This window comes from Ochrobactrum sp. S1502_03, assembly GCF_044435015.1.
In the GTDB taxonomy this organism is placed as follows: Bacteria; Pseudomonadota; Alphaproteobacteria; order Rhizobiales; family Rhizobiaceae; genus Brucella; species Brucella chromiisoli.
The window spans coordinates 210,701-232,734 of sequence record NZ_JAYEXN010000001.1 but is presented as its reverse complement, the minus strand read 5'-3'; the positions used below and the strand labels follow the sequence as shown (position 1 = coordinate 232,734).

Below are 22,034 nucleotides of genomic sequence, written 5' to 3'. Positions count from 1 at the left end.
AATTTTTTCCGGCAACGCGGTGTCGCAACAAGAATATGCATTGACGGTTTAATCCCAACTTCGCTAACACAAACATGTGCCCGGACCCTGTTTATTGTTCCGGGCGCTACTGTGTTTCCATAACGGATCGTCGTCCGTTGGATTTTCAAGAGGGGTTACCCGTGTCGCGCAGTTCTTATCTCTTCACCAGCGAATCGGTGTCCGAAGGTCATCCGGACAAGGTTTGCGATCGTATTTCCGATGAAATCGTAGACATGATCTACAAGGAGGCGCGCCGTTCGGGCGTTGACCCCTGGTCCGTCCGCGTCGCATGTGAAACGCTGGCCACCACCAATCGCGTGGTTATTGCCGGCGAGGTGCGCGTGCCTGAAACGTTCCTGAAGAAGAATAAGGACGGCACAATTGCGCATGACAAGAATGGTCACCCGCTGATCAATCCTTCACGTTTCCGTTCAGCTGCGCGTAAAGCGATCCGCGAAATTGGCTATGAGCAGGACGGCTTTAACTGGCGCACCGTGAAGATTGATGTGCTTTTGCACCCGCAATCGGCCGATATTGCGCAGGGCGTGGACAACGCAGCCGACCGTCAGGGCGAAGAAGGTGCGGGCGATCAGGGCATCATGTTTGGCTATGCCTGCCGCGAGACCCCTGATCTCATGCCGGCGCCGATTTATTATTCGCACAAGATTCTCGAAAAGCTCGCAGAAGCCCGCCACAAGGGCGAAGGCGATCCGGGCAAGCTCGGCCCTGATGCCAAAAGCCAGGTAACCGTGCGTTATGAGAACGGCGAGGCTGCGGAAGTAACCCAGATCGTTCTTTCCACACAGCATCTGGATGCAAGCTGGGATTCCAGCAAGGTTCGCTCCGTTGTCGAACCCTATATTCGCGAGGCGCTTGGCGATCTTCCGATTGCCGCAAACTGCAACTGGTACATCAACCCGACCGGCAAATTCGTCATCGGCGGACCGGATGGCGATGCAGGCCTGACAGGCCGCAAGATCATCGTGGACACCTATGGCGGCGCAGCTCCGCATGGCGGCGGTGCCTTTTCGGGCAAGGACACGACCAAGGTTGATCGTTCCGCAGCTTATGCCGCGCGCTATCTTGCCAAGAATGTCGTTGCTGCCAATCTTGCAGACCGTTGCACGATCCAGCTTTCCTACGCTATCGGCGTCGCACAGCCGCTTTCCGTCTATGTCGATCTGCATGGCACGGGCAAGGTGGAAGAAGCAGCCGTTGAGGACGCCCTGCGCAAGGTTATGGACCTGTCGCCAAGCGGCATCCGCAAACATCTTGATCTTAACAAGCCGATCTATGCCAAGACGTCGTCCTACGGTCACTTTGGCCGCAAGCCGGGTCGTGATGGTTCTTTCTCATGGGAAAAAACCGATCTCACAAAGGCATTGAAGAGCGCTCTTTCAGCGTGACTGTTTTTAAATGAGCGATGAAAATCATCCCGTACGTGCGGCCGGAAATTTTTTCGGCCGCCGTCATGGCAAGCCGCTTCGTCCGCATCAGAACAGTCTGTTTGAGGATCTGCTGCCGCGCCTGAAACTTGACCCCGACACACCTGCACCGCAGGATTTGCGGACATTGTTTGATGCGCCGGTTGAAAATGTGCGTATGGAAATCGGCTTTGGTGGTGGCGAACATCTCCATCATGAGAGCGGCCGTTATCCGCAGTCTGGCTTTATCGGTGTCGAGCCTTTCGTCAACGGTATGGCAAAAATGCTCACAGCGCTTCATGACGCGCCACGCCCGAATCTTCGCCTCTATGATGAAGATGCGACCGATGTGCTGGATTGGCTGCCGGATGCGTCGCTTTCTGGAATTGACCTGTTTTATCCCGATCCATGGCACAAGCGTCGCCATTGGAAGCGGCGCTTTGTCAGTGATGCCAATCTCGATCGTTTCGCACGTCTGCTGAAGCCTGGTGCAAAATTCCGCTTTGCGTCCGATATCGAACATTATGTCAATTGGACGCTTCAGCATTGCCGCAGACATCCGGCTTTTGAGTGGCAGGCACAAGGCCCGGACGACTGGAACAATGCCTATGATGGCTGGCCGGGAACCCGTTATGAAGCCAAGGCATTTCGGGAAGGTCGCCGTGCGGCCTACCTCACTTTCATCCGCCTGTAATCTATCTCAGATGCGGGTCTTGAAAAAATCAGCATCGGCTGGTATATAAGTCTCAAATTCTTGGTCGTTTGAACAAGAGTGGGCCCTCCCGGACCCGCTCTTTTTTGTTACCTGCGGCCCAGTGAAGAAGGTTTATCGAGTGAGCGAACACGAACAGGCAGCTGAGGCCGTAACCGCAGATGAGCGTATCATTCGCGAAACGGGCATCGATGCAAAAATAGCATCCATTGTGGAGCCGGTGATCAATACGCTGGGTTTCCGCCTTGTGCGTGTGCGCCTTTCCGGCCTCAATGGCCAGACATTGCAGATCATGGCCGAGCGGTCTGACGGCACCATGACGGTTGAGGATTGTGAATTGTTGAGCCGCACCGTGGCTCCGGTTCTCGATGTCGAAGATCCGATCAGCGGCAAGTATCATCTTGAAATCTCGTCGCCGGGTATTGATCGTCCGATGGTGCGCAAGTCCGATTTTACCGATTGGGCCGGGCACATCGCAAAGGTCGAAACGTCGATTGTTCATGAGGGCCGCAAAAAATTTCGCGGTCGTATCGTGATCGGCGATGGCGATTCGGTCGTGATCGAAAGCGATCAGATTTCCTATGGCAATGAGCCCGTCGTTCGCATTCCCTTCGATCTGATTGCGGATGCGCGTCTGGTTCTGACCGATGATCTGATCCGTGATGCGTTGCGCAAGGACAAAGCTTTGCGTGAAGGCCGCATTCCCGGTGATGATCTGGGCGATGGTCTGCGCGGCGATACGGAAGAAGCAGGTTCAGCGGAATCTGAAACGGAAAAGAAATAAGTTTCAAAGTGAGTTTCAGGCGTCCGGTACTCGAAGAAGGCCGGATGCGTCACCAAGGAGAGACCTATGGCAGTCAGTGCAAACAGGCTGGAACTTCTGCAGATCGCCGATGCGGTCGCACGTGAGAAGTCAATTGACCGCGAGATCGTTCTTGCGGCCATGGCCGATGCGATCCAGAAGGCAGCGCGCTCGCGTTATGGTCAGGAAAGCAACATTCGCGCCGACATCAATGCAAAGTCCGGTGAGATTAAGCTCCAGCGCCTGCTCGAAGTGGTCGAGACTGTCGAAGACTATTCCACGCAGATTTCGCTGTTCACGGCCCGCGACCGCAACCCGGATGCGCAGGTCGGTGATTTCATCGCTGATCAATTGCCTCCAATGGACTTCGGTCGTATTGCTGCGCAGTCTGCCAAGCAGGTCATCGTGCAGAAGGTCCGCGAAGCCGAGCGTGACCGCCAGTATGATGAATTCAAGGATCGTGTCGGCGAAATCGTCAACGGCACCGTCAAGCGCGTTGAATATGGCAATGTGATTGTCGATCTTGGCCGTGGGGAAGCAATTGTTCGTCGTGACGAGTTGATCCCGCGCGAAGCATTCCGCTATGGCGACCGTATCCGCGCTTATGTCTATGACGTTCGTCGCGAACAGCGCGGTCCGCAAATTTTCCTCTCGCGCACCCATCCATCTTTCATGGCGAAGCTGTTCAACATGGAAGTGCCGGAAATTTATGACGGCATCATTGAGATCAAGTCGGTTGCCCGTGATCCGGGTTCGCGCGCCAAGATCGCCGTTGTTTCGCGTGATGCGTCGATTGATCCGGTCGGTGCCTGCGTTGGTATGCGTGGTTCCCGCGTTCAGGCCGTTGTTGCCGAATTGCAGGGTGAAAAGATCGACATCATTCCATGGTCGCCAGATGCGGCTTCCTTCATCGTCAATGCGCTTCAGCCTGCTGAAGTTGCCAAGGTTGTTCTCGATGAAGATGCGGAACGTATTGAAGTTGTGGTTCCGAATGACCAATTATCATTGGCAATTGGTCGTCGCGGTCAGAATGTGCGCCTTGCGTCGCAGTTGACGGGCTGGGACATTGACATCCTGACCGAAGACGAAGAATCCGAACGTCGCCAGAAGGAATTTGCTGAGCGTTCGAACCTCTTCATGGAAGCCCTCAACGTTGATGAGATGGTTGGTCAGGTTCTGGCTTCGGAAGGCTTTGCCTCTGTTGAGGAAATTGCTTACGTTGAGCCGGGTGAAATCGCTTCCATCGATGGTTTCGATGACGATACGGCTGGTGAAATTCAGGATCGCGCCCGCGAATATCTTGAGCGTATCGAATCCGAACAGGATGAGCGCCGCAAAGAACTGGGCGTTGAAGACGAACTTCGCGAGCTTCCGGGCCTCACCACAGCCATGTTGGTTGCGGTTGGCGAAGATGGCGTGAAGAGCATCGAAGACTTCGCCGGTTATGCGGTTGACGATCTGGTCGGCTGGCGTGAGCGCAAGGAAAACGAGACCGTTATACACAGCGGTATCCTGTCGTCGTTCGATGTGTCGCGCGTTGATGCGGAACAGATGATCCTGACGGCACGTTTGAAGGCTGGCTGGATCACCGAAGATGAGCTGGTCGCGACGGAAGTCGAGGAAGAGCTTGAAGCAGGCGAGGAAGAAGCCGCTTCGTAAAATATTTAGAGCGTTTCCTTGTTCACTCAAAACAGGAAACGCTCTAAATTGAGTTTGATATTGTGATGTGGCTTTACCTCTGCTAGGCCGCTGCCAGTTACGTAAGTTGAATAAAAGGCAGTTCATGGCAAAGTCGGCAGCGCGTGTGGAGCAGGATATGAATGACAGAACCTGTATCGTCACACGCGAAAGCGGTTCTGCGGATGATCTGATCCGTTTTGTGGCCGGTCCTGATGGTTCGGTTGTGCCGGACTTGAAGCGTAACCTGCCGGGCAGGGGGTGCTGGGTCAAGGCGGAACGGCGTCTGGTGGACGAAGCTGTCAAGCGCAAGCTGTTTGCGCGGGCGCTGAAGGAAGGTGTAACGCCGCAGGCGGATCTTGGCGCACTGGTTGACCAGTTGCTGACGAAATCTGCACTGGGCAGTCTGGCGCTGGCCCGCAAGTCGGGTGCTGTGGTATCCGGATCGACAAAAGTGGATCAGGCGATCCGCTCCGGCGCTGCGGCTCTGGTGCTGCACGCGCAGGAAGCCGCCACAGATGGTGTGCGCAAGCTAGATCAGGCGCGACGTGTCGTCGTGCATATGGATGGCCCCGAAATCCCGGCCTTCTCTCTTTTCAAGGGGGAAGAAATGGATTTGGCATTTGGGGGTGGAAATGTGATACATGCAGCCGTGCTCGACACAAAGGCAGCCGCCGGGGTCGTGCAACGATTGCTTTTATTGCATCGCTATCGAGGTGAAAGCCCAGTGAATTGAAACGGCGAATTGAAACGGCAGTCCGACACTGCTGTGGTATAAATTAGTAGAGCGGTTCTCTTGAATTCCGAGAATATAGGATCCGCTCTGGAGCATGAACCGGATTGTCGGCTTGATTGGCCTAACCGGATTATGCGCTGAGGTGGATGACCGGAGCATTATTCAAAATGATCTGATCGCGTGGGATAATGCTCGGGTAAAGCAGCAGAAGCTGCGAAGGAAACGGAAACGTAATGAGCGATAAAACAAACGACGACAAGACGCTGAGCGTCAACTCCAAGAAGACGCTGACCATTAAGCGCCCAGGCGTTGAGCAGAGCACCGTGCGCCAGAATTTCAGCCACGGCCGCACAAAGGCTGTCGTCGTTGAAACGAAAAAGCGCAAGTTCTCACGGCCTGATGAGAAGCCTGAAGCGGAAGCGCCGGCACTCAAGCCTGCAGCGCCTGCGGCTCCAGCACCCGTTGCAGCACCCGCCCCAACACCTGCGGCTCCTGTTGCGCCGGCTCCGGTAGCGGCAACGCCAGCACCGGCGCCTGCGCCAGTAGCTCCGGTTGCAGCAAAACCGGCCGCTCCCGCGCCGCAGCCGCCAAAGCCTGCGGCACCTGCCGCCGCTGCACCGCGCCCGCAGACAGCACAGCATCAGCGTCCGGGCCAGCAGCAGTCTCGCTCTGGTCAGCCACAGCGCTCCGGCCAGCAGCAGCGCCCGCGTCCGTCTGATCGCTCAGGCATGGTGCTCAACACGCTGTCGCGTTCAGAAATGGATGCACGCCGCCGTGCGCTTGAAGGTGCTTTGGTTCGTGATGCGGAAGATCGCGTGCGCGCTGCCGAAGAAGCCAAGCGCCGCGCCGAAGAGGATGCACGTCGTGCCAAGGAACGTGAAGAATCCGCTCGCCGTCAGGCTGAAGAAGAAGCACGTCTGAAGGCGGAAGCGGAAGCCAAGGCACGCGCCGCTGCGGAAGCAGCCAAGCGCGCTCCACAGACAGAAACGCGTTCTCCGGAACGTCGTGATGATCAGCGCGCCGCGCCGCAGGGTGGACGTCCGCAGCATTCCGGTCGCCCACAGCAGGGTGGTCGTCCCGGTCAGGGACAAGGTCAGCGCCCGGCATCGCCGGCGATTGCAGACGTTATTCCAACGGCAAACAAGCCGCTTCCACAGAGCCAGCAGCGCAAGCCCGGTGGCAATGTGGATGACGATGATCGTCGCGGTCCGGCAGGCGCCCGTCGTGGCACCCCTGCCAAGCCGGAAGTGCGTGCACCAAAGGTTGTTAAGGGTGAAGACGACCGCCGCCGCGGCAAGCTGACGATCTCCAGTAATCTGGAAGATGAAGGCCGTTCGCGTTCGCTTTCGGCAATGCGTCGCCGTCAGGAAAAGTTCAAGCGCTCGCAGATGCAGGAAACCCGCGAAAAGATTTCGCGTGAAGTGGTTATTCCTGAAACGATTACGCTTCAGGAACTCGCACAGCGTATGACCGAGCGTTCGGTTGACATTATCAAGTACCTGATGAAGCAGGGCCAGATGATGAAGCCGGGCGATGTGGTCGATGCCGATATGGCGCAGTTGATCGCTGAAGAATTCGGCCACACCGTGAAGCGCGTTGCTGAGTCGGACGTTGAAGAAGGTATCTTCAACGTGGAAGACGATCAGGGTGCAATGGTTTCGCGTCCGCCGGTTGTCACCATCATGGGTCACGTCGATCACGGCAAGACCTCTTTGCTGGATGCGATTCGTCAGGCCAATGTGGTCTCCGGCGAAGCAGGCGGCATTACCCAGCATATTGGTGCCTATCAGGTCGAACAGAACGGTCAGAAAATCACCTTCATCGATACACCGGGCCACGCAGCGTTTACGGCAATGCGTGCACGTGGTGCACAGGCAACCGACATCGCCATTCTGGTGGTCGCAGCTGATGACAGCGTGATGCCGCAGACGATTGAATCGATCAACCATGCCAAGGCGGCTGGTGTGCCGATCATCGTTGCCATCAACAAGATCGACAAGCCGGAAGCCGATGCGCAGAAGGTTCGCACAGCCTTGCTTCAGCACGATGTGTTCGTGGAAACCATGGGCGGTGAAGTGCTCGATGTTGAAGTGTCGGCCAAGAAGAAGCTGAACCTCGACAAGCTGCTTGAAGCTGTTCTGTTGCAGGCCGAAATTCTTGACCTGAAGGCTGATCCGGCCCGTACGGCTGAAGGTGTTGTCATCGAAGCGCAGCTTGATCGCGGTCGTGGTTCTGTTGCAACCGTTCTGGTTCAGAAGGGTACGCTTCGTCCGGGTGATATTATCGCTGCCGGTAATGAATGGGGCCGTGTGCGCGCTCTGGTCAACGACCGTGGTGATCATGTCAAGGAAGCTGGTCCTGCAATGCCGGTGGAAGTTCTCGGTCTTCAGGGCACGCCACAGGCTGGTGACCGCTTCGCGGTTGTTGCCAATGAAGCCAAGGCCCGTGAAATTGCCGAATATCGTCAGCGTCTGGCACGCGATAAGGCCGTGGCACGTCAGTCTGGCCAGCGCGGTTCGCTTGAGCAGATGATGAGCCAGTTGCAGGTGACGGGCACCAAGGAATTCCCGCTTGTCATCAAGGGCGACGTGCAGGGCTCGGTCGAAGCGATTATCTCCGCTCTCGAAAAGCTCGGCACCGACGAAGTGCGTGCGCGCATCGTTCATTCGGGTGCAGGTGGTATCACGGAAAGCGACGTATCGCTGGCCGAGGCCTCCAATGCCGCGATCATCGGCTTCAACGTGCGTGCCAACAAGCAGGCGCGTGATGCAGCCGACCAGCAGGGCACCGAAATTCGCTACTACAACATTATCTACGATCTGATCGAAGATGTGAAAGCAGCGATGTCGGGTCTTCTGTCGCCAGAACGCCGTGAAACCTTCATTGGTAATGCTGAGATTCTCGAAGTCTTCAACATCACCAAGGTCGGTAAGGTTGCCGGTTGCCGTGTGGTGGATGGTAAGGTTGAACGTGGTGCAGGCGTCCGCCTCATTCGTGACAACGTGGTTATCCACGAAGGCAAGCTCAAGACACTCAAGCGCTTCAAGGATGAAGTGTCCGAAGTGCCGATGGGTCAGGAATGCGGTATGGCGTTCGAAAATTACGACGACATCCGTGCAGGCGATACGATCGAAGCGTTCCGCGTCGAACATATTACTCGTACCCTTTAATGCTGTTATGCCGGGCCGCCCCTTTTATGGGCGGTCCGGTTTTTCATAAATCCGTTGCCCGGTTCCGAGGGTCTGACTCCCGTCTGAATTGTGGTAAATTGCGCTTTATAGCGCTTGCCAATTTGTCGTCATGTTATCGGCCGGCCCCGTGGGGCTGGATTGCGATTCATGGTGTTTATCGAGGATATAGCTATGGCCCGTTCTCCAGACCCCAAAGGCTCGGGTGGCCTTTCCCAGCGCCAGCTCCGCGTGGGCGAGCAGGTGCGTCATGCATTGGCGCAGGTTCTTCAGCGCGGAGAAATCCGTGATGATCTGATTGAGCGCACGGTTATTTCGGTGTCGGAAGTCCGTATGTCGCCGGATCTGAAAATTGCGACCTGTTTCATCACGCCGCTCGGCAGCACCGATGTTCAGGCCGTCATCAAGGCATTGGCCGCAAATGCGAAATTCATTCGTGGACGTGTGGCTCCAAGCCTAAATCAGATGAAATATATGCCGGAATTCCGCTTCCGGGCCGATACCAGCTTCGACAATTTTTCCAAGATTGATGCGCTTCTGCGTTCGCCGGAAGTGGCGCGTGATCTGGCACGTGACAATGATGATGACGGTGAAGCAGATGACGCTTCGCGCAATGGAGACGCATAAAGCATGGCAAGACGGGGCAAGAAAAAAGGCCGTCCGGTTTCTGGCTGGGTTATTTTTGACAAGCCAAAGGGCATGGGATCGACAGAGGCGGTCTCGAAGATCAAGTGGCTGTTCAACGCTGAAAAAGCCGGTCATGCAGGCACGCTTGATCCGCTGGCATCCGGCATGCTGCCGATTGCGCTGGGCGAAGCAACCAAGACCGTGCCTTACGTCATGGATGGAACCAAGGTCTATCGTTTCACGGTGAGCTGGGGTGAAGAGCGCTCGACCGACGATCTGGAAGGCGTTGCCACTAAAAATTCAGACAATCGCCCGTCACGTGCAGATGTCGAGGCTTTGTTGCCCAATTATACCGGCGTCATTTCACAGATTCCGCCACAGTTCTCAGCCATCAAGATTGCAGGCGAGCGCGCCTATGATCTGGCGCGTGAAGGCGAAACGGTGGAGATTCCGGCCCGTGAAGTCGAAATTGACCGTCTTGAGATTGTCGAATTCCCGGACGAGAACCGTACCGAATTTGAAGTCGAATGCTCCAAGGGCACCTATGTGCGATCACTCGCACGCGATATGGGGCGCGATCTTGGCTGCTTTGGCCATATTTCGGACCTGCGCCGCATTGAAGTCGCGCCTTTCACCGATGAGGATATGGTAACGCTGGCCGAGCTTGAAGAAGCATGGCCGCCATTGCCGCCCAAGAAGGAAGAGGGCGAGGCAGAGGCTGAGGTTATCGAGCAGCCAGCGCCGCGCCGCGATTTTTCGGCACTTGATGCGCTGATCATCGATACAGGCGCAGCCCTTGATTGCCTGCCGCAGGTGGCTCTGTCTGATGATCAGGCACAGCGCGTGCGCCTTGGGAACCCGGTCATCATCCGGGGCCGTGATGCGCCACTGGAAGCGGATGAGGCTTGCGTAACATCACATGGCAAGTTGCTTGCCATTGGCTATATTGAGCATGGTCAGTTCAAGCCCAAGCGTGTGTTCACCGCAGCATAACCGAACCAGTGGTTTCTATAGAGTTTCAGCGCGCCGTGACCCCGATGGTTTCACGGCGCGCTTTGTTTTCAGGCGGCTTGAAACTGATCAAAGGCGCGAATGGCGTCGGCGGCATACATAAGGGCCGGGCCACCGCCCATATAGACGCACATCGCCATAACCTCGGCCACTTCCTGCCGGGTTGCGCCAAGATTGTGAAGCGCCTTTGCGTGAAAGCCGATGCAACCATCGCAACGCTGCGTCACACCGATTGCAAGCGCAATCAGTTCTTTCGTTTTCTGATCCAGTTCACCGGATGCGCCCGCACTTTTTGCAAGCGCATGGAACGCCTGCATGGTTTCGGGCACCATTTTGCGCAGCTCGCCGCTATATTGCGATATGTCCTTGGTGATGTCCTGATAGTTCTTGGTCACGGTTTTGCCCTTTTGTCTTGCGTTTCAATTCATATTTTTATAATATCACAAAAATATAAATCGTAAAGAGGCAACAGTGTCCATCAATCAAGAAATGCCGGCTCGGGCAGATATCGTGTCCAATTTTCTAAAAGGACTGGCCAATCCGCATCGGCTTCTCATTCTGTGCGAGCTGGTGAATGGCGAAAAAAGCGTGACCGATCTCATCAACGCAACAGGCATTGCACAGACGTCAATGTCCCAGCATCTTAACAAGCTCAAGGAGGAAGGCATTCTCAGCTATCGCCGGGAACACAGATTGCTTTTCTACAAGATTGAACATCCGGCTGTGATGGAAGTCATGGCTGTGCTTTATGCCCATTTTTGCCCAAAAGACCCATTATGATGAATTGGCCAATAGGTTTCGCCGTTGCAGACGTTAGATGACTGACCTCTTTCAATTCGAGCGGATTTGCTTTATAGGCACAGCGAGCAATGGGATATGCCTGCTGCTTTCATGGCCCGCGCTGGACGACATCCCGGCCTGGGCGTCTGTTTTTCCTCTCATCAAGAAAGGGTGTACGATGTCGATTACTGCTGAGCGCAAACAAGCACTTATCAAGGAATACGCCACCAAGGAAGGCGATACCGGTTCTCCTGAAGTACAGGTTGCCGTTCTTTCCGAGCGTATTGCCAACCTCACCGAACACTTCAAGGGCCACAAGAATGACAATCATTCGCGTCGCGGCCTTCTGAAGCTGGTTTCGCAGCGTCGCCGTCTTCTTGACTATGTCAAGGGCATCGACCAGTCGCGTTATCAGGCGCTGATTACCCGTCTGGGCCTGCGCCGCTAACGGTAAATCGGGCGACGTCTCAAAACGTCGCCCGTTTGTTTTACGAGCGCATCTTGCAAGATGCGCGCAGACTTACCGACTGTATTCCAAGGACGAGCGGATAGCCGCTATCCTGAAAGAGAATGCGTTTAAAGGGCAAAAGCCCATCTGGCATGAGACGGTGCACCGGGTGCATTCCGTCATGCCAACCGAGCCATAAGGCTCATGACCTGGACCAGTCATGGGGCAGGATTGCAGGTGGTTCGTGCAAGAGAATATTCCGGGTTGAATATTCTGGTCATAACGAACTTCCCGTTGTCTTGCCCGTGGCGTGTCCGCCAACCCGGATGATGTCCCAGCGCTTTTGCGCGGCGTCTCCATATAAGGACGAGATATGTTCAATACACATAAAGTAGAAATCGAATGGGGCGGTCGTCCGCTTACACTCGAAACCGGTAAGATCGCCCGTCAGGCTGACGGTGCCGTTCTTGCAACCTACGGCGAAACCGTTGTTCTGGCGACTGTCGTTTCTGCCAAGGAACCAAAGCCGGGTCAGGATTTCTTCCCGCTGACCGTAAACTATCAGGAAAAGACCTACGCAGCTGGCAAGATTCCTGGTGGATATTTCAAGCGTGAAGGCCGTCCAAGCGAAAACGAAACGCTTGTTTCGCGTCTGATTGACCGTCCGATCCGCCCACTGTTCGTTGATGGCTACAAGAACGATACACAGGTTGTTCTCACCGTCATTCAGCATGACCTTGAAAACAATCCGGACATTCTGTCGATGGTTGCAGCATCGGCTGCACTGACCCTTTCCGGCGTTCCTTTCATGGGCCCGATCGGTGGCGCGCGCGTCGGTTACATCAACGGCGAATATGTGCTGAACCCGAATATCGACGAAATGCCGGAATCGAAGCTTGATCTGGTTGTTGCCGGTACTGCTGATGCCGTTCTGATGGTGGAATCGGAAGCACAGGAACTCTCCGAAGATGTCATGCTCGGCGCTGTTGTTTTCGGACAGCAGGGCTTCCGTCCCGTCATCGATGCGATCATCAAGCTTGCTGAAGTTGCAGCCAAAGAACCACGTGACTTCCAGCCGGAAGACCTGTCGGACCTTGAAGCCAAGATGCTCGCAGTTGTTGAAAACGATCTGCGCGATGCTTACAAGATCACCGAAAAGCAGGCGCGTTATCTGGCTGTTGACGCTGCCAAGGCCAAGGCGAAAGATCACTTCTTCCCCGAAGGCGTTGAAGAACCGGAATTCTCGACTGAACAATTCGCTACTGTTTTCAAGCATCTTCAGGCGAAGATCGTTCGCTGGAACATTCTGGATACCGGCAGCCGTATTGATGGTCGTGATCTTTCGACCGTTCGTTCGATTGTTTCGGAAGTTGGCCTTCTGCCACGCACCCACGGCTCGGCGCTGTTCACCCGCGGTGAAACACAGGCCATCGTTGTTGCCACGCTTGGCACCGGCGAAGATGAGCAGATGATTGACGCACTGACGGGGACCTACAAGGAATCCTTCATGCTGCATTACAACTTCCCGCCATATTCGGTCGGTGAAACAGGCCGTATGGGTTCGCCAGGCCGTCGTGAAATCGGTCATGGCAAGCTCGCATGGCGCGCAATCCACCCAATGCTGCCAGCTGCTGAACAGTTCCCATACACGATCCGCGCTGTTTCCGAGATTACCGAATCCAACGGTTCGTCATCGATGGCTACCGTTTGCGGCACCTCGCTGGCGCTGATGGATGCAGGCGTTCCAATCATCCGTCCGGTCGCTGGTATTGCGATGGGCTTGATCAAGGAAGGCGAACGCTTCGCTGTTCTCTCCGATATTCTCGGTGATGAAGATCACCTCGGCGACATGGATTTCAAGGTTGCCGGTACGGAAAACGGCATCACTGCTCTTCAGATGGACATCAAGATCGACGGTATCACCGAAGAGATCATGAAGGTTGCTCTGGAACAGGCAAAGGGCGGTCGCGTTCACATTCTGGGTGAAATGAGCAAGGCTCTTTCCACCTCGCGTGAAGAACTCGGTGAGTTTGCTCCGCGCATCGAAGTGATGAACATTCCAACCGACAAGATCCGTGATGTTATCGGCTCGGGCGGCAAGGTCATTCGCGAAATCGTCGAAAAGACAGGCGCGAAGATCAACATCGAAGACGATGGTACGGTCAAGATTGCTTCGTCCAACGGCAAGGAAATCGAAGCCGCCAAGAAGTGGATTCATTCGATTGTTGCAGAACCGGAAGTCGGCGAAATCTACGAAGGTACGGTGGTTAAGGCCGCTGACTTCGGCGCTTTCGTGAACTTCTTCGGTCCACGCGATGGTCTGGTTCACATTTCGCAGCTGGCTGCTGACCGCGTTGCCAAGACCACGGATGTGGTCAAGGAAGGCCAGAAAGTCTGGGTCAAGCTCATGGGCTTTGACGAGCGTGGCAAGGTTCGCCTGTCGATGAAGGTTGTCGATCAGGAAACCGGCAAGGAAATCGTTGCTGAAAAGAAGTCAGAAGCCGACGCTGAATAAGCGCTGCAGTCTGCAATCAATTGAGAAAGAGCGCGTCCCAGGGCATTTGGGGCGCGCTTTTTTGTTGCGCGCAGAACAATTGAACGGCATGGGTGAAGCATGATGACACCAGCACAAAAAACACTGTTTCTGCCGTTCGAGCAGGATATTCTGGATATTCCTGAAGAGGGCCAGTCCTTCCTCGCCTGTGGAATTTCTGCGGACCGGTCGCTTGAGGACGAATGGAAGCAGGCGCTGACCTGCCTGCAACCATGGCGCCCGGATTTTCTGGCGCTGAAAAAGGAAGGCTTTCAGGTTGAGCCGAGGTTGCCCGACAGTGCGCGTTTTTCCGGCGGGCTACTTCTGCTCGGAAAACATCGCGGGCGCAATGAGGCGTGGTTTGCGGAGCTTTTGACGCGTGTTGAGCCGGGTGGCTGGATCGTTGTCTGTGGCGACAAGAAACTGGGCGTTGACAGTTTCCGCAAATGGGTCGGCAATATTGCGCAAATCAGCGACCGCCTGTCCAAGAACCATGCCGTGGCATTCTGGTTGCAGCGTCCGGCCGATCTCGATGATGACTTCATCCATGCGTTGAAACCGCTGGCAGCTGATATTGACGAAGTGTTCCGCACCGAACCCGGCATGTTCTCACATGGCGCCATCGACAAGGGTTCAGCGCTGCTCGTTCCCCATATGGAAAAGATCGTGTTCGGCCATGTTGCGGATTTGGGTGCTGGCTGGGGCTATCTTGCAGCACAAAGCTTGAAACATGTTGATCGCCTCAAGAGCATCGATCTCTTCGAGGCTGATTACGAGGCACTGGAAGCCGCTCGCGGCAATCTGCAGCGTCTCAGTCCGTCTGTGCCGATTGCGTTCAACTGGTTTGACGTGACGAGTGAAAAGCTGACGGGCATTTATGACACCGTCATCATGAACCCGCCCTTTCACGAAGGACGGGCGACCGACATGTCGCTTGGTCAGACGTTTATTGCTGCGGCTGCCTCACGGCTCAAGGTTGGCGGACGCTTGCTGATGGTTGCAAACCGCCAGTTGCCCTATGAGGCGACACTCAAGAGCGTGTTCAAGAATGTGAGTGTGCTTGAAGAGGCAAATGGCTTCAAAATCTTTGATGCAAAAAAGTAATTAAAAAAGCCACCCTCGCAGGTGGCTTTTTTGTTGGTGAAAACAAAGCTTATTCGCCGCGTTCGGCATCTGAGCTTTTGAGTTCTTCCAGGGTGGGCATCGAAACGATGTTATAGCCCGAATCCACATAATGGATTTCGCCGGTCACACCGCTCGAAAGATCCGACAGCAGATAAACAGCCGATTTGCCGACGTCGTCGATATCGACGGTGCGACGCAGTGGCGAATTGCGGCGCTGATAGCTGAAGATTGCGCGTGCATCGCCAATGCCGGCACCAGCCAGCGTGCGCACAGGACCGGCTGAGATCGCGTTCACACGAATGCCCTGCGGGCCGTAATCGGCAGCCAGATAACGAACCATCGCTTCAAGGGCTGCTTTTGCGACGCCCATGACGTTGTAGTTCGGGATCGTGCGAGTCGAACCGCCATAGGTCAGCGTCAGGATCGAGCCGCCGTCCTTCATGAGCTTTTCTGCACGCTGTGCCATTTCGGTGAAGGAGTAGGCGGAAATCACCATGGTGCGACTGAAATTATCACGTGTGGTGACGTCTGCGTAACGTCCCTTCAGCTCCGTTTTATCCGAGAAGCCGATGGCATGAACGATGAAATCGAGCTTACCCCATTTCTTCTCGATTTCAGCAAAAACAGCGTCAACTGAAGCGATATCTTCAACATCACAAGGCAGAACCATATCCGAACCGACTTGTTCGGCCAGCGGCTTTACGCGTTTACCGAGCGCATCACCCTGATAGGTGAATGCCAGTTCGGCGCCCTGTGCTGCAAGCTGCCTAGAAATTCCCCATGCGAGTGAATGATTATTCGCGACCCCCATAATGAGGCCGCGTTTACCTTGCATCAAGCCTTCCATATTTTCCCTCTCTCTCAGCTCTCGTAACGCTGGAAAACCAGCGTCGCATTGGTGCCGCCAAACCCGAAGGAGTTGGAAAGCACGGTGTTGAGCTGAGCATTATCAATACGCTTGCGGACGATAGGCATGTCCGCGAAGGCAGGATCCAGTTCTTCGATGTGAGCGCTTTCGCAGATGAAGTTGTTCTTCATCATCAAAAGCGAGTAAATTGCTTCCTGCACGCCCGTTGCACCCAGCGAATGGCCGGTCAGCGACTTTGTGGCGGCAATGGGTGGGCAGGCATCGCCCGATCCGAAAATCTGGCGAATGGCGTCGATTTCCGGTGCATCGCCAGCAGGTGTCGAAGTGGCGTGCGGATTGATGTAGTCAATCTTGCCCTTGACGGTTGAAAGCGCCATTTTCATGCAGCGAATGGCACCTTCGCCCGAAGGCGCAACCATGTCGTAGCCGTCAGATGTCGCACCATAGCCGACGATTTCGCCGTAAATTTTGGCGCCACGCGCAAGGGCTGTTTCAAGGTCTTCCAGCACGAGAACGCCAGCACCACCTGCAATCACAAAACCATCGCGGTTCTTGTCATAGGCGCGCGAAGCAGTTGACGGCGTGTCATTATATTTTGACGACATGGCACCCATGGCATCAAACAGCACCGAAAGGGTCCAGTCGAGGTCTTCACAGCCACCCGCGAAAACGCGGTCCTGCTTGCCATACTGAATCATTTCATAGGCATTGCCGATGCAATGATTCGATGTCGCACAAGCCGAAGAGATCGAATAATTCACGCCCTTGATCTTGAAGAAGGTCGCGAGCGTTGCCGATGCGGTCGAGCTCATGGCTTTCGGCACGGCAAAAGGGCCAACGCGTTTGGGGCCTTTTTCACGGGTGATGTCGGCACTGTCGACAATCGTGCGTGTCGAAGGACCGCCGGAACCCATGATGATGCCTGTGCGGTCGTTGGAGACTTCCTCTTGCGAAAGTCCGGCATCGGCAATCGCCTGATCCATGGCGATGTGGTTCCAGGCCGTACCACGGCCATGGAAACGCATGGCGCGGCGGTCTACAAGCGCCTCGACATCGATCTTCGGGGTACCGTGTACCTGACAACGGAATCCGAGTTCGGCATATTCTTCAGCACGGGAAATGCCGGATTTGGCCTCACGCAGAGAGGTTGTAACCTCTTCGGTGTTATTTCCAATTGAGGATACAATCCCCATACCCGTTACGACCACACGCCGCATCGCGTTCTCCTTTGCACCTGTTTCGTGTGATCAGCCGGCGAGGCTGATCTCTTAACGATTAGATAGGTGCGATCTTCGCATGTTTTGAGCGCGGCCGTATGAAAACTCGATGTTTTCTACGGTCGCGCCCGTGAATGATGATAAATTTAAGCGCTTTCGCTGTCTTTCGAAAGGCCAACACGCAGGTCGCTTGCCTTATAGATGGTTTCGCCGTCTGCTTTCAGCCAGCCATCGGCTGTGCCCAGAACAAGACGACCGCGCATCACACGCTTGAAGTCAATGCCATATTGCAGAAGCTTGGTGGTCGGGCGAACCATGCCCTTGAACTTCACTTCGCCGGTGGACAGCGCCATACCACGACCGGGTTCACCCAGCCAGCCAAGGAAGAAGCCCGTCAGCTGCCACATGCCGTCGAGGCCAAGACAGCCCGGCATGATTGGGTTGCCCTGAAAATGGCATGGGAAGTACCAGTCATCGGGGCTGACGTCGTATTCGGCACGGATATAGCCCTTGTCGAACTCGCCGCCTGTTTCGGAAATTTCGGTGATGCGGTGCACCATCAGCATTGGCGGCAGGGGGAGCTGTGCATTGCCGGGACCGAACAACTCGCCGCGCGCGCAGCTCAAGAGCTCTTCATACCCGTAGCTCGATTTCTGTTCTGCCATTACGCCTCCCTTGAGGATTATTCTGCTGTGACCATTTCTGCGTCAGAAACGGTCGGGTTGTCGTCTTTCGGGAACACCTCTAACACAGAGTGTTTCCATCAGTAAAATAGTGCCGGTGGCTTTCCAAAAAAAGGCGGGATTGCCATGCCTATTGATACTTAATCCGCAACGGCATATATCAATGTCAGTATGCAATGGGCAACAGCCCGTTTAATGTTTGACGAAATTGCTACAAGCTTGTGACGGATCCAAGGGTGAAAATGCAGAATTATCATGCCAGCCACTCGATGGTTTCAATGGAAGAGCGGCTTCGCGGCGCGGGTTTGCGCCCGACGCGCCAGCGTGTTTCGCTTGCCAATCTGATCTATGCGCAGGGCGACCGCCATCTTTCCGCTGAAGACCTTCATGAAGAAGCAGTCCTCGCAAATGTGCCGGTCTCGCTTGCGACTGTCTACAACACGCTGCACCAGTTCACCGAAGCCGGCATGCTGCGCATTATTGCGGTCGAAGGGTCGAAAACTTATTTCGATACCAATATTTCCGACCACCAGCATTTCTTCCTCGAAGGCGAGAATGTGGTTTTCGATATACCGCACGGTGAGCGTGGACAGCCAACCGTTTCCAACATGCCCGAAGCGCCGCAGGGTATGGAAATCGTCAATGTGGACATTATCGTCCGCCTTCGCCGCAAGACGCGTTAGGCATTTGGTATAATTTTCTAAAAAGGCAGCCTTTTCGGGCTGCTTTTTTGTTGCGCGCTGAAGTCTAAAATGATTCATCCGACCCATCCCTTTCTCAGGCGCATTTGAAAGCGGTCCTCCCAACCGGGCATGAATGCGTCGATAACGATTTGACAGGAGACGTCTATGCGTAAGTTGATCATTGCGGCCACCGCATTCGCCCTTTTCTCAACGGCAAGCGCTTTTGCCGAAAAGATCCGCATCGGCGTGACGCCCGGTCCGCATGCGCAGATCATGGAAAAGGTCAAGGAAGTCGCAGCGACCAAGGGCATGGACATCGATATCCAGGAATTTTCTGACTATGTGATTCCCAACATGGCGCTGGCCGATAAGGCCCTTGAGGCCAATTCCTTCCAGCATCAGCCCTATCTCGACAATCAGGTTGCAGATCGCGGCTTTCCCATTGAGACCGTGGCACAAACGGTCAATTTCCCGATGGGTCTCTATTCGAAAAAGCTGAAAAATATCTCGGAACTGGCGGATGGTGCCACCATTGCCATCCCGAATGATCCGACCAATGGCGGTCGCGCGCTGCTGGTGCTTGCCGATAATGGTCTGATCAAGCTTGATTCTTCGAAAGGCCTGAAGGTTACATCAATCGATGTGACGGAAAACCCGAAGAACCTGAAGTTCGTGGAACTGGATGCAGCGCAACTGCCGCGCTCACTCGAAGATGTGGATGCTGCGGTCATCAACACCAATTATGCCTTGGAAGCAGGCCTCAACCCGGCAGGCGATGCCCTGATCCGCGAAGGTGAAAAGGCGCCTTATGTCAATGTGCTGGTCGTGCGCAGCGAAGACAAGGATGCTGAATGGGTCAAGACGCTCATCAGCAGCTATCACAGCCCGGAAGTGAAGCAGTTTATTGCAGAAACCTTCAAGGGCTCGGTTATTCCAGCCTGGTAAGAACCCATAAAGAATAGGAATGAAAAGCGGGACGAGCAATCGCCCCGCTTCTTTATTATGCCTTGATTTCCATCAGGATATTGGCAAATGGAAGTCCGTTGTCATCCTGCGCACGGCGGCTGATTTCCCGAAAACCAAGCTTTTGATAAAACGCACAAGCGCTTCTATTGTCGGCATAAACCTCAAGTGAGAGTTTGCCTTTCTCTGCCAGAGCATGGTTGATTAAACGGCGCCCGATGCCATGGCCCTGATCGTGCGGATCGACAAACAGTCCGCCGATAAAGCTGTCCAGCAGGCCGATAAAGCCCACAGGCCTGCGCTCAAGGACCGCAACAAAAGTTTCGGACTTTTCCAGATACACGTCTTCGATCAGCTTTCGTTGCTTGCGCAGCAAATCCTGACCCAGAAATGCATGGGCTTCCATCGAAGCGCGATACCAGATGGACGACAAACTTGGTTTGTCCGTCGCTTCATAAGCGCGGATGTCGATAATCCTGTTTTTCATGATGTTTCCAGAGTTTTGATATGCACAAAAATCCCACCCCGCTGGGTGAGGTCCAAATCCGTTAAAACGGCAACAATGAACGTCTGCGCATAAAACTCCTTCTTATCTTTGCTTCGTGAGAATTAATCTCACAAACGGTGTAGCGTCAAGATAGGGGCGATACAGGATCAGTCAAACACCTCATCCGGGTAAACTCCCCAGAGGTCGGATTGTTTGATCCAGCCGCGCGTACCCTGCACGTCCATCCGGCACCATTGCCCGTTGCATTCGCGCACGGTGCCGATCACATTGGGCTCAATTTCTGCTGCGACGCTGGCCGTTTCCACTGGATCACGGCGCATGATGATCATGGAGCCTGCATCGTTTTTGAGCCAGGGTGCTGTCACAGCCGTGCGCTTGCCGGAAAGAAGTGACTGATAGACCCAGCCTTCCGTGCCATCGGCATCGCGGATGCGGCGCCAGTTGTCATATTCCTGAATGATTTCGACAGGCAGGCCGGATTTCATGAACAGCCACGAAACCGCATAATCACGTCCCGGCCCGATGCGCAGATTGACGCGCGCCGGTTTGAGACTGACAAAGCGCGGCACAGGCAGCCCGCTTGCACCAAGTGTGGTGCCGGCGGGGGATGCGGCATTGGCGGCGTGCGTGGTTGGTGCGCCAAGAGATGCGATGACCAAAAGCAATGCGATGCTGCCAAGCACTGCGATGAAAAAGCGTTGCGAAAGTACTCGGTACAATTCTGACCTCTCGCCGTCCTGTCATGTCGATGCAGTTTCAGGACAGGGGGAGGAGCGTCTGAAACCGCTGAATTAATAAATTTCGCGGTTTTCCCGCGTTTGATGCCGTTTTAACGATTCTGTTTTTCTTTGTCTTTGCTGCGCCGCCTTGCTAGAGATGAGCAGCCGAAGCAAAATCACATATTGCACCTTCTTGGTTAAGGAGGTCTCAACGTGTTAAACGGCAAGGCAGGTTTCCTGTGAAATTTGTGCGCCTGCACAGGTGGTATTGCTCAAATAATGGGCTCACAAAAATGGGGTGGAGATGTCGAACAAGAAAAAGCCGCTGGTTGTTCTGACCCGGAAACTGCCTGACCCGGTGGAAACCCGAATGCGGGAATTGTTCGAGGCCCGTTTGAACATAGACGACCATCGCATGTCGCAGCCCGAAATCATCGCAGCGATGAAAGAGGCTGATGTTCTGGTGCCTTGCATCACTGATGTGATTGATGCGGCAGCGATTGAGCAGGCTGGGCCCAATCTCAAACTCATCGCCAATTTCGGCAATGGTGTTGATAATATCGATGTGGCTGCGGCTGCAAAGCGCGGTATTACCGTCACCAACACGCCCAATGTTCTCACCGAAGACACCGCTGATATGACGCTGGCGCTCCTTCTCATGGTGCCGCGCCGTCTGGTTGAAGGGGCCAACGTGCTCAATGAGCGCGATGGCCAGTGGCCGGGCTGGTCGCCGACATGGATGCTCGGCCGCCGCATCTGGGGCAAGCGCCTGGGTATTGTCGGCATGGGCCGCATCGGCACGGCGGTTGCGCGCCGCGCCAAGGCTTTCGGACTTTCGATCCACTATCACAACCGCAAGCGGGTGAGCGCGCAGATCGAAGAAGAGCTGGAAGCCACCTATTGGGACAGCCTTGATCAGATGTTGGCCCGTATGGACATCATCTCGGTCAATTGTCCCTCGACACCGGCAACGTTTCATCTGCTTTCCGCGCGCAGGATCGCGTTGATGCAGCCGACGGCTTATCTGGTGAATACAGCGCGTGGCCAGATTATCGATGAAAATGCGCTGGTCGATCTGATTGAGCAGGGCAAGCTTGCCGGTGCAGGCCTTGATGTTTTCGAACATGAACCTGCGGTCAATCCGCGCCTGCTCTCACTGGCGCAAAAGGGCAAGGTCGTCTTGCTGCCGCATATGGGGTCGGCCACGATTGAGGGCCGTGTTGATATGGGTGACAAGGTGATCATCAATATCAGGGCTTTTGTCGACGGTCATCGTCCGCCGGACCGTGTGCTTCCGAACAGAACCTGA

At 55.0% G+C, this 22,034-nt stretch carries 21 protein-coding genes; 15 read left to right on the top strand and 6 right to left on the bottom strand.

Annotated elements, in window-relative coordinates:
• Window positions 1-161 precede the first annotated feature (161 nt).
• The 8 genes from metK (at window position 162) to truB (ending at window position 10,180) form a co-directional block, all read left to right on the top strand.
• The gene (gene metK, locus VBH83_RS01070; RefSeq protein ID WP_265982547.1) at window positions 162-1,427 is read left to right on the top strand and encodes a methionine adenosyltransferase; all 1,266 of its coding nucleotides are present in this window, start codon (window positions 162-164) and stop codon (window positions 1,425-1,427) included.
• Window positions 1,428-1,437: 10 nt separating this feature from the next.
• Window positions 1,438-2,139: a tRNA (guanosine(46)-N(7))-methyltransferase TrmB gene (locus VBH83_RS01065; RefSeq protein WP_265982548.1), complete on the top strand. Its 702-nt coding sequence runs from the start codon at window positions 1,438-1,440 to the stop codon at window positions 2,137-2,139.
• A 139-nt stretch (window positions 2,140-2,278) separates the two neighbouring features.
• Window positions 2,279-2,941, top strand: coding sequence for a ribosome maturation factor RimP (gene rimP, locus VBH83_RS01060; RefSeq protein ID WP_265982549.1), 663 nt, complete (start codon window positions 2,279-2,281; stop codon window positions 2,939-2,941).
• A gap of 66 nt (window positions 2,942-3,007) precedes the next feature.
• Window positions 3,008-4,618: a transcription termination factor NusA gene (gene nusA, locus VBH83_RS01055; RefSeq protein ID WP_265982550.1), complete on the top strand. Its 1,611-nt coding sequence runs from the start codon at window positions 3,008-3,010 to the stop codon at window positions 4,616-4,618.
• 124 nt (window positions 4,619-4,742) lie between these two features.
• The gene (locus VBH83_RS01050) at window positions 4,743-5,372 is read left to right on the top strand and encodes an RNA-binding protein (protein WP_265982551.1); all 630 of its coding nucleotides are present in this window, start codon (window positions 4,743-4,745) and stop codon (window positions 5,370-5,372) included.
• 233 nt (window positions 5,373-5,605) lie between these two features.
• Window positions 5,606-8,542: a translation initiation factor IF-2 gene (infB, locus tag VBH83_RS01045; RefSeq protein WP_396995972.1), complete on the top strand. Its 2,937-nt coding sequence runs from the start codon at window positions 5,606-5,608 to the stop codon at window positions 8,540-8,542.
• Window positions 8,543-8,734: 192 nt separating this feature from the next.
• A complete protein-coding gene (rbfA, locus tag VBH83_RS01040; RefSeq protein ID WP_265982553.1) occupies window positions 8,735-9,187 on the top strand; it encodes a 30S ribosome-binding factor RbfA in 453 nt (150 codons plus the stop codon).
• A 3-nt stretch (window positions 9,188-9,190) separates the two neighbouring features.
• Window positions 9,191-10,180: a tRNA pseudouridine(55) synthase TruB gene (truB, locus tag VBH83_RS01035; protein ID WP_265982554.1), complete on the top strand. Its 990-nt coding sequence runs from the start codon at window positions 9,191-9,193 to the stop codon at window positions 10,178-10,180.
• A gap of 68 nt (window positions 10,181-10,248) precedes the next feature.
• Here truB and VBH83_RS01030 read toward each other — a convergent pair whose 3' ends face one another.
• Complete coding sequence (locus tag VBH83_RS01030) at window positions 10,249-10,593, bottom strand: carboxymuconolactone decarboxylase family protein (RefSeq protein WP_265982555.1); 345 nt, start codon at window positions 10,591-10,593, stop codon at window positions 10,249-10,251.
• A 115-nt stretch (window positions 10,594-10,708) separates the two neighbouring features.
• Here VBH83_RS01030 and VBH83_RS01025 point away from each other — a divergent pair, with 115 nt between their 5' ends.
• The 4 genes from VBH83_RS01025 to VBH83_RS01010 all read left to right on the top strand — a co-directional run bounded on the left by VBH83_RS01025 (window position 10,709) and on the right by VBH83_RS01010 (window position 15,063).
• Entirely contained in the window at window positions 10,709-10,978 is a 270-nt protein-coding gene (locus VBH83_RS01025; RefSeq protein WP_265982556.1) for a helix-turn-helix transcriptional regulator, read from the top strand.
• Between the two features lie 178 nt (window positions 10,979-11,156).
• A complete protein-coding gene (rpsO, locus tag VBH83_RS01020) occupies window positions 11,157-11,426 on the top strand; it encodes a 30S ribosomal protein S15 (RefSeq protein ID WP_265982558.1) in 270 nt (89 codons plus the stop codon).
• A 373-nt stretch (window positions 11,427-11,799) separates the two neighbouring features.
• Window positions 11,800-13,941: a polyribonucleotide nucleotidyltransferase gene (gene pnp, locus VBH83_RS01015; RefSeq protein WP_396995968.1), complete on the top strand. Its 2,142-nt coding sequence runs from the start codon at window positions 11,800-11,802 to the stop codon at window positions 13,939-13,941.
• A gap of 99 nt (window positions 13,942-14,040) precedes the next feature.
• Window positions 14,041-15,063 carry a class I SAM-dependent methyltransferase gene (locus VBH83_RS01010; protein ID WP_265982562.1) on the top strand — a complete coding sequence of 341 codons (1,023 nt, stop codon included), beginning with the start codon at window positions 14,041-14,043 and terminating at the stop codon, window positions 15,061-15,063.
• 49 nt (window positions 15,064-15,112) lie between these two features.
• Here VBH83_RS01010 and fabI read toward each other — a convergent pair whose 3' ends face one another.
• The 3 genes from fabI to fabA all read right to left on the bottom strand — a co-directional run bounded on the left by fabI (window position 15,113) and on the right by fabA (window position 17,834).
• Window positions 15,113-15,931 carry an enoyl-ACP reductase FabI gene (gene fabI / locus VBH83_RS01005; protein WP_265982564.1) on the bottom strand — a complete coding sequence of 273 codons (819 nt, stop codon included), beginning with the start codon at window positions 15,929-15,931 and terminating at the stop codon, window positions 15,113-15,115.
• 14 nt (window positions 15,932-15,945) lie between these two features.
• On the bottom strand, window positions 15,946-17,169 hold the full coding sequence (fabB, locus tag VBH83_RS01000; protein WP_265982566.1) for a beta-ketoacyl-ACP synthase I: 1,224 nt from the start codon (window positions 17,167-17,169) through the stop codon (window positions 15,946-15,948).
• 146 nt (window positions 17,170-17,315) lie between these two features.
• Window positions 17,316-17,834, bottom strand: coding sequence for a 3-hydroxyacyl-[acyl-carrier-protein] dehydratase FabA (gene fabA / locus VBH83_RS00995; protein ID WP_265982569.1), 519 nt, complete (start codon window positions 17,832-17,834; stop codon window positions 17,316-17,318).
• Window positions 17,835-18,094: 260 nt separating this feature from the next.
• Between fabA and irrA the strand changes: the two genes are divergently transcribed.
• Together irrA and VBH83_RS00985 are read left to right on the top strand one after the other, a co-directional pair.
• Entirely contained in the window at window positions 18,095-18,535 is a 441-nt protein-coding gene (gene irrA, locus VBH83_RS00990) for an iron response transcriptional regulator IrrA (protein ID WP_265982571.1), read from the top strand.
• A gap of 165 nt (window positions 18,536-18,700) precedes the next feature.
• Window positions 18,701-19,480, top strand: coding sequence for a MetQ/NlpA family ABC transporter substrate-binding protein (locus tag VBH83_RS00985; RefSeq protein WP_265982573.1), 780 nt, complete (start codon window positions 18,701-18,703; stop codon window positions 19,478-19,480).
• A 55-nt stretch (window positions 19,481-19,535) separates the two neighbouring features.
• Here the strand turns inward: VBH83_RS00985 and VBH83_RS00980 are convergent, their stop codons facing one another.
• Both VBH83_RS00980 and VBH83_RS00975 read right to left on the bottom strand, forming a co-directional pair.
• Window positions 19,536-19,985 carry a GNAT family N-acetyltransferase gene (locus VBH83_RS00980; protein WP_265982576.1) on the bottom strand — a complete coding sequence of 150 codons (450 nt, stop codon included), beginning with the start codon at window positions 19,983-19,985 and terminating at the stop codon, window positions 19,536-19,538.
• A gap of 167 nt (window positions 19,986-20,152) precedes the next feature.
• The gene (locus VBH83_RS00975) at window positions 20,153-20,725 is read right to left on the bottom strand and encodes an SH3 domain-containing protein (protein WP_265982577.1); all 573 of its coding nucleotides are present in this window, start codon (window positions 20,723-20,725) and stop codon (window positions 20,153-20,155) included.
• Between the two features lie 304 nt (window positions 20,726-21,029).
• Here VBH83_RS00975 and VBH83_RS00970 point away from each other — a divergent pair, with 304 nt between their 5' ends.
• The gene (locus VBH83_RS00970) at window positions 21,030-22,034 is read left to right on the top strand and encodes a D-glycerate dehydrogenase (protein WP_265982578.1); all 1,005 of its coding nucleotides are present in this window, start codon (window positions 21,030-21,032) and stop codon (window positions 22,032-22,034) included.

Bases quoted from the DNA above. Each gene is read 5' to 3' on its own strand.
- VBH83_RS01010 (WP_265982562.1), top strand. From the start codon at position 14,041: ATGATGACACCAGCACAAAAAACACTGTTTCTGCCGTTCGAGCAGGAT.
- nusA (WP_265982550.1), top strand. From the start codon at position 3,008: ATGGCAGTCAGTGCAAACAGGCTGGAACTTCTGCAGATCGCCGATGCG.
- fabI (WP_265982564.1), bottom strand. From the start codon at position 15,931: ATGGAAGGCTTGATGCAAGGTAAACGCGGCCTCATTATGGGGGTCGCG.
- VBH83_RS00980 (WP_265982576.1), bottom strand. From the start codon at position 19,985: ATGAAAAACAGGATTATCGACATCCGCGCTTATGAAGCGACGGACAAA.
- rpsO (WP_265982558.1), top strand. From the start codon at position 11,157: ATGTCGATTACTGCTGAGCGCAAACAAGCACTTATCAAGGAATACGCC.
- VBH83_RS01050 (WP_265982551.1), top strand. From the start codon at position 4,743: ATGGCAAAGTCGGCAGCGCGTGTGGAGCAGGATATGAATGACAGAACC.
- truB (WP_265982554.1), top strand. From the start codon at position 9,191: ATGGCAAGACGGGGCAAGAAAAAAGGCCGTCCGGTTTCTGGCTGGGTT.
- infB (WP_396995972.1), top strand. From the start codon at position 5,606: ATGAGCGATAAAACAAACGACGACAAGACGCTGAGCGTCAACTCCAAG.
- VBH83_RS00970 (WP_265982578.1), top strand. From the start codon at position 21,030: ATGTCGAACAAGAAAAAGCCGCTGGTTGTTCTGACCCGGAAACTGCCT.
- irrA (WP_265982571.1), top strand. From the start codon at position 18,095: ATGCAGAATTATCATGCCAGCCACTCGATGGTTTCAATGGAAGAGCGG.
- fabB (WP_265982566.1), bottom strand. From the start codon at position 17,169: ATGCGGCGTGTGGTCGTAACGGGTATGGGGATTGTATCCTCAATTGGA.
- VBH83_RS00985 (WP_265982573.1), top strand. From the start codon at position 18,701: ATGCGTAAGTTGATCATTGCGGCCACCGCATTCGCCCTTTTCTCAACG.
- pnp (WP_396995968.1), top strand. From the start codon at position 11,800: ATGTTCAATACACATAAAGTAGAAATCGAATGGGGCGGTCGTCCGCTT.
- fabA (WP_265982569.1), bottom strand. From the start codon at position 17,834: ATGGCAGAACAGAAATCGAGCTACGGGTATGAAGAGCTCTTGAGCTGC.
- rbfA (WP_265982553.1), top strand. From the start codon at position 8,735: ATGGCCCGTTCTCCAGACCCCAAAGGCTCGGGTGGCCTTTCCCAGCGC.
- VBH83_RS01065 (WP_265982548.1), top strand. From the start codon at position 1,438: ATGAGCGATGAAAATCATCCCGTACGTGCGGCCGGAAATTTTTTCGGC.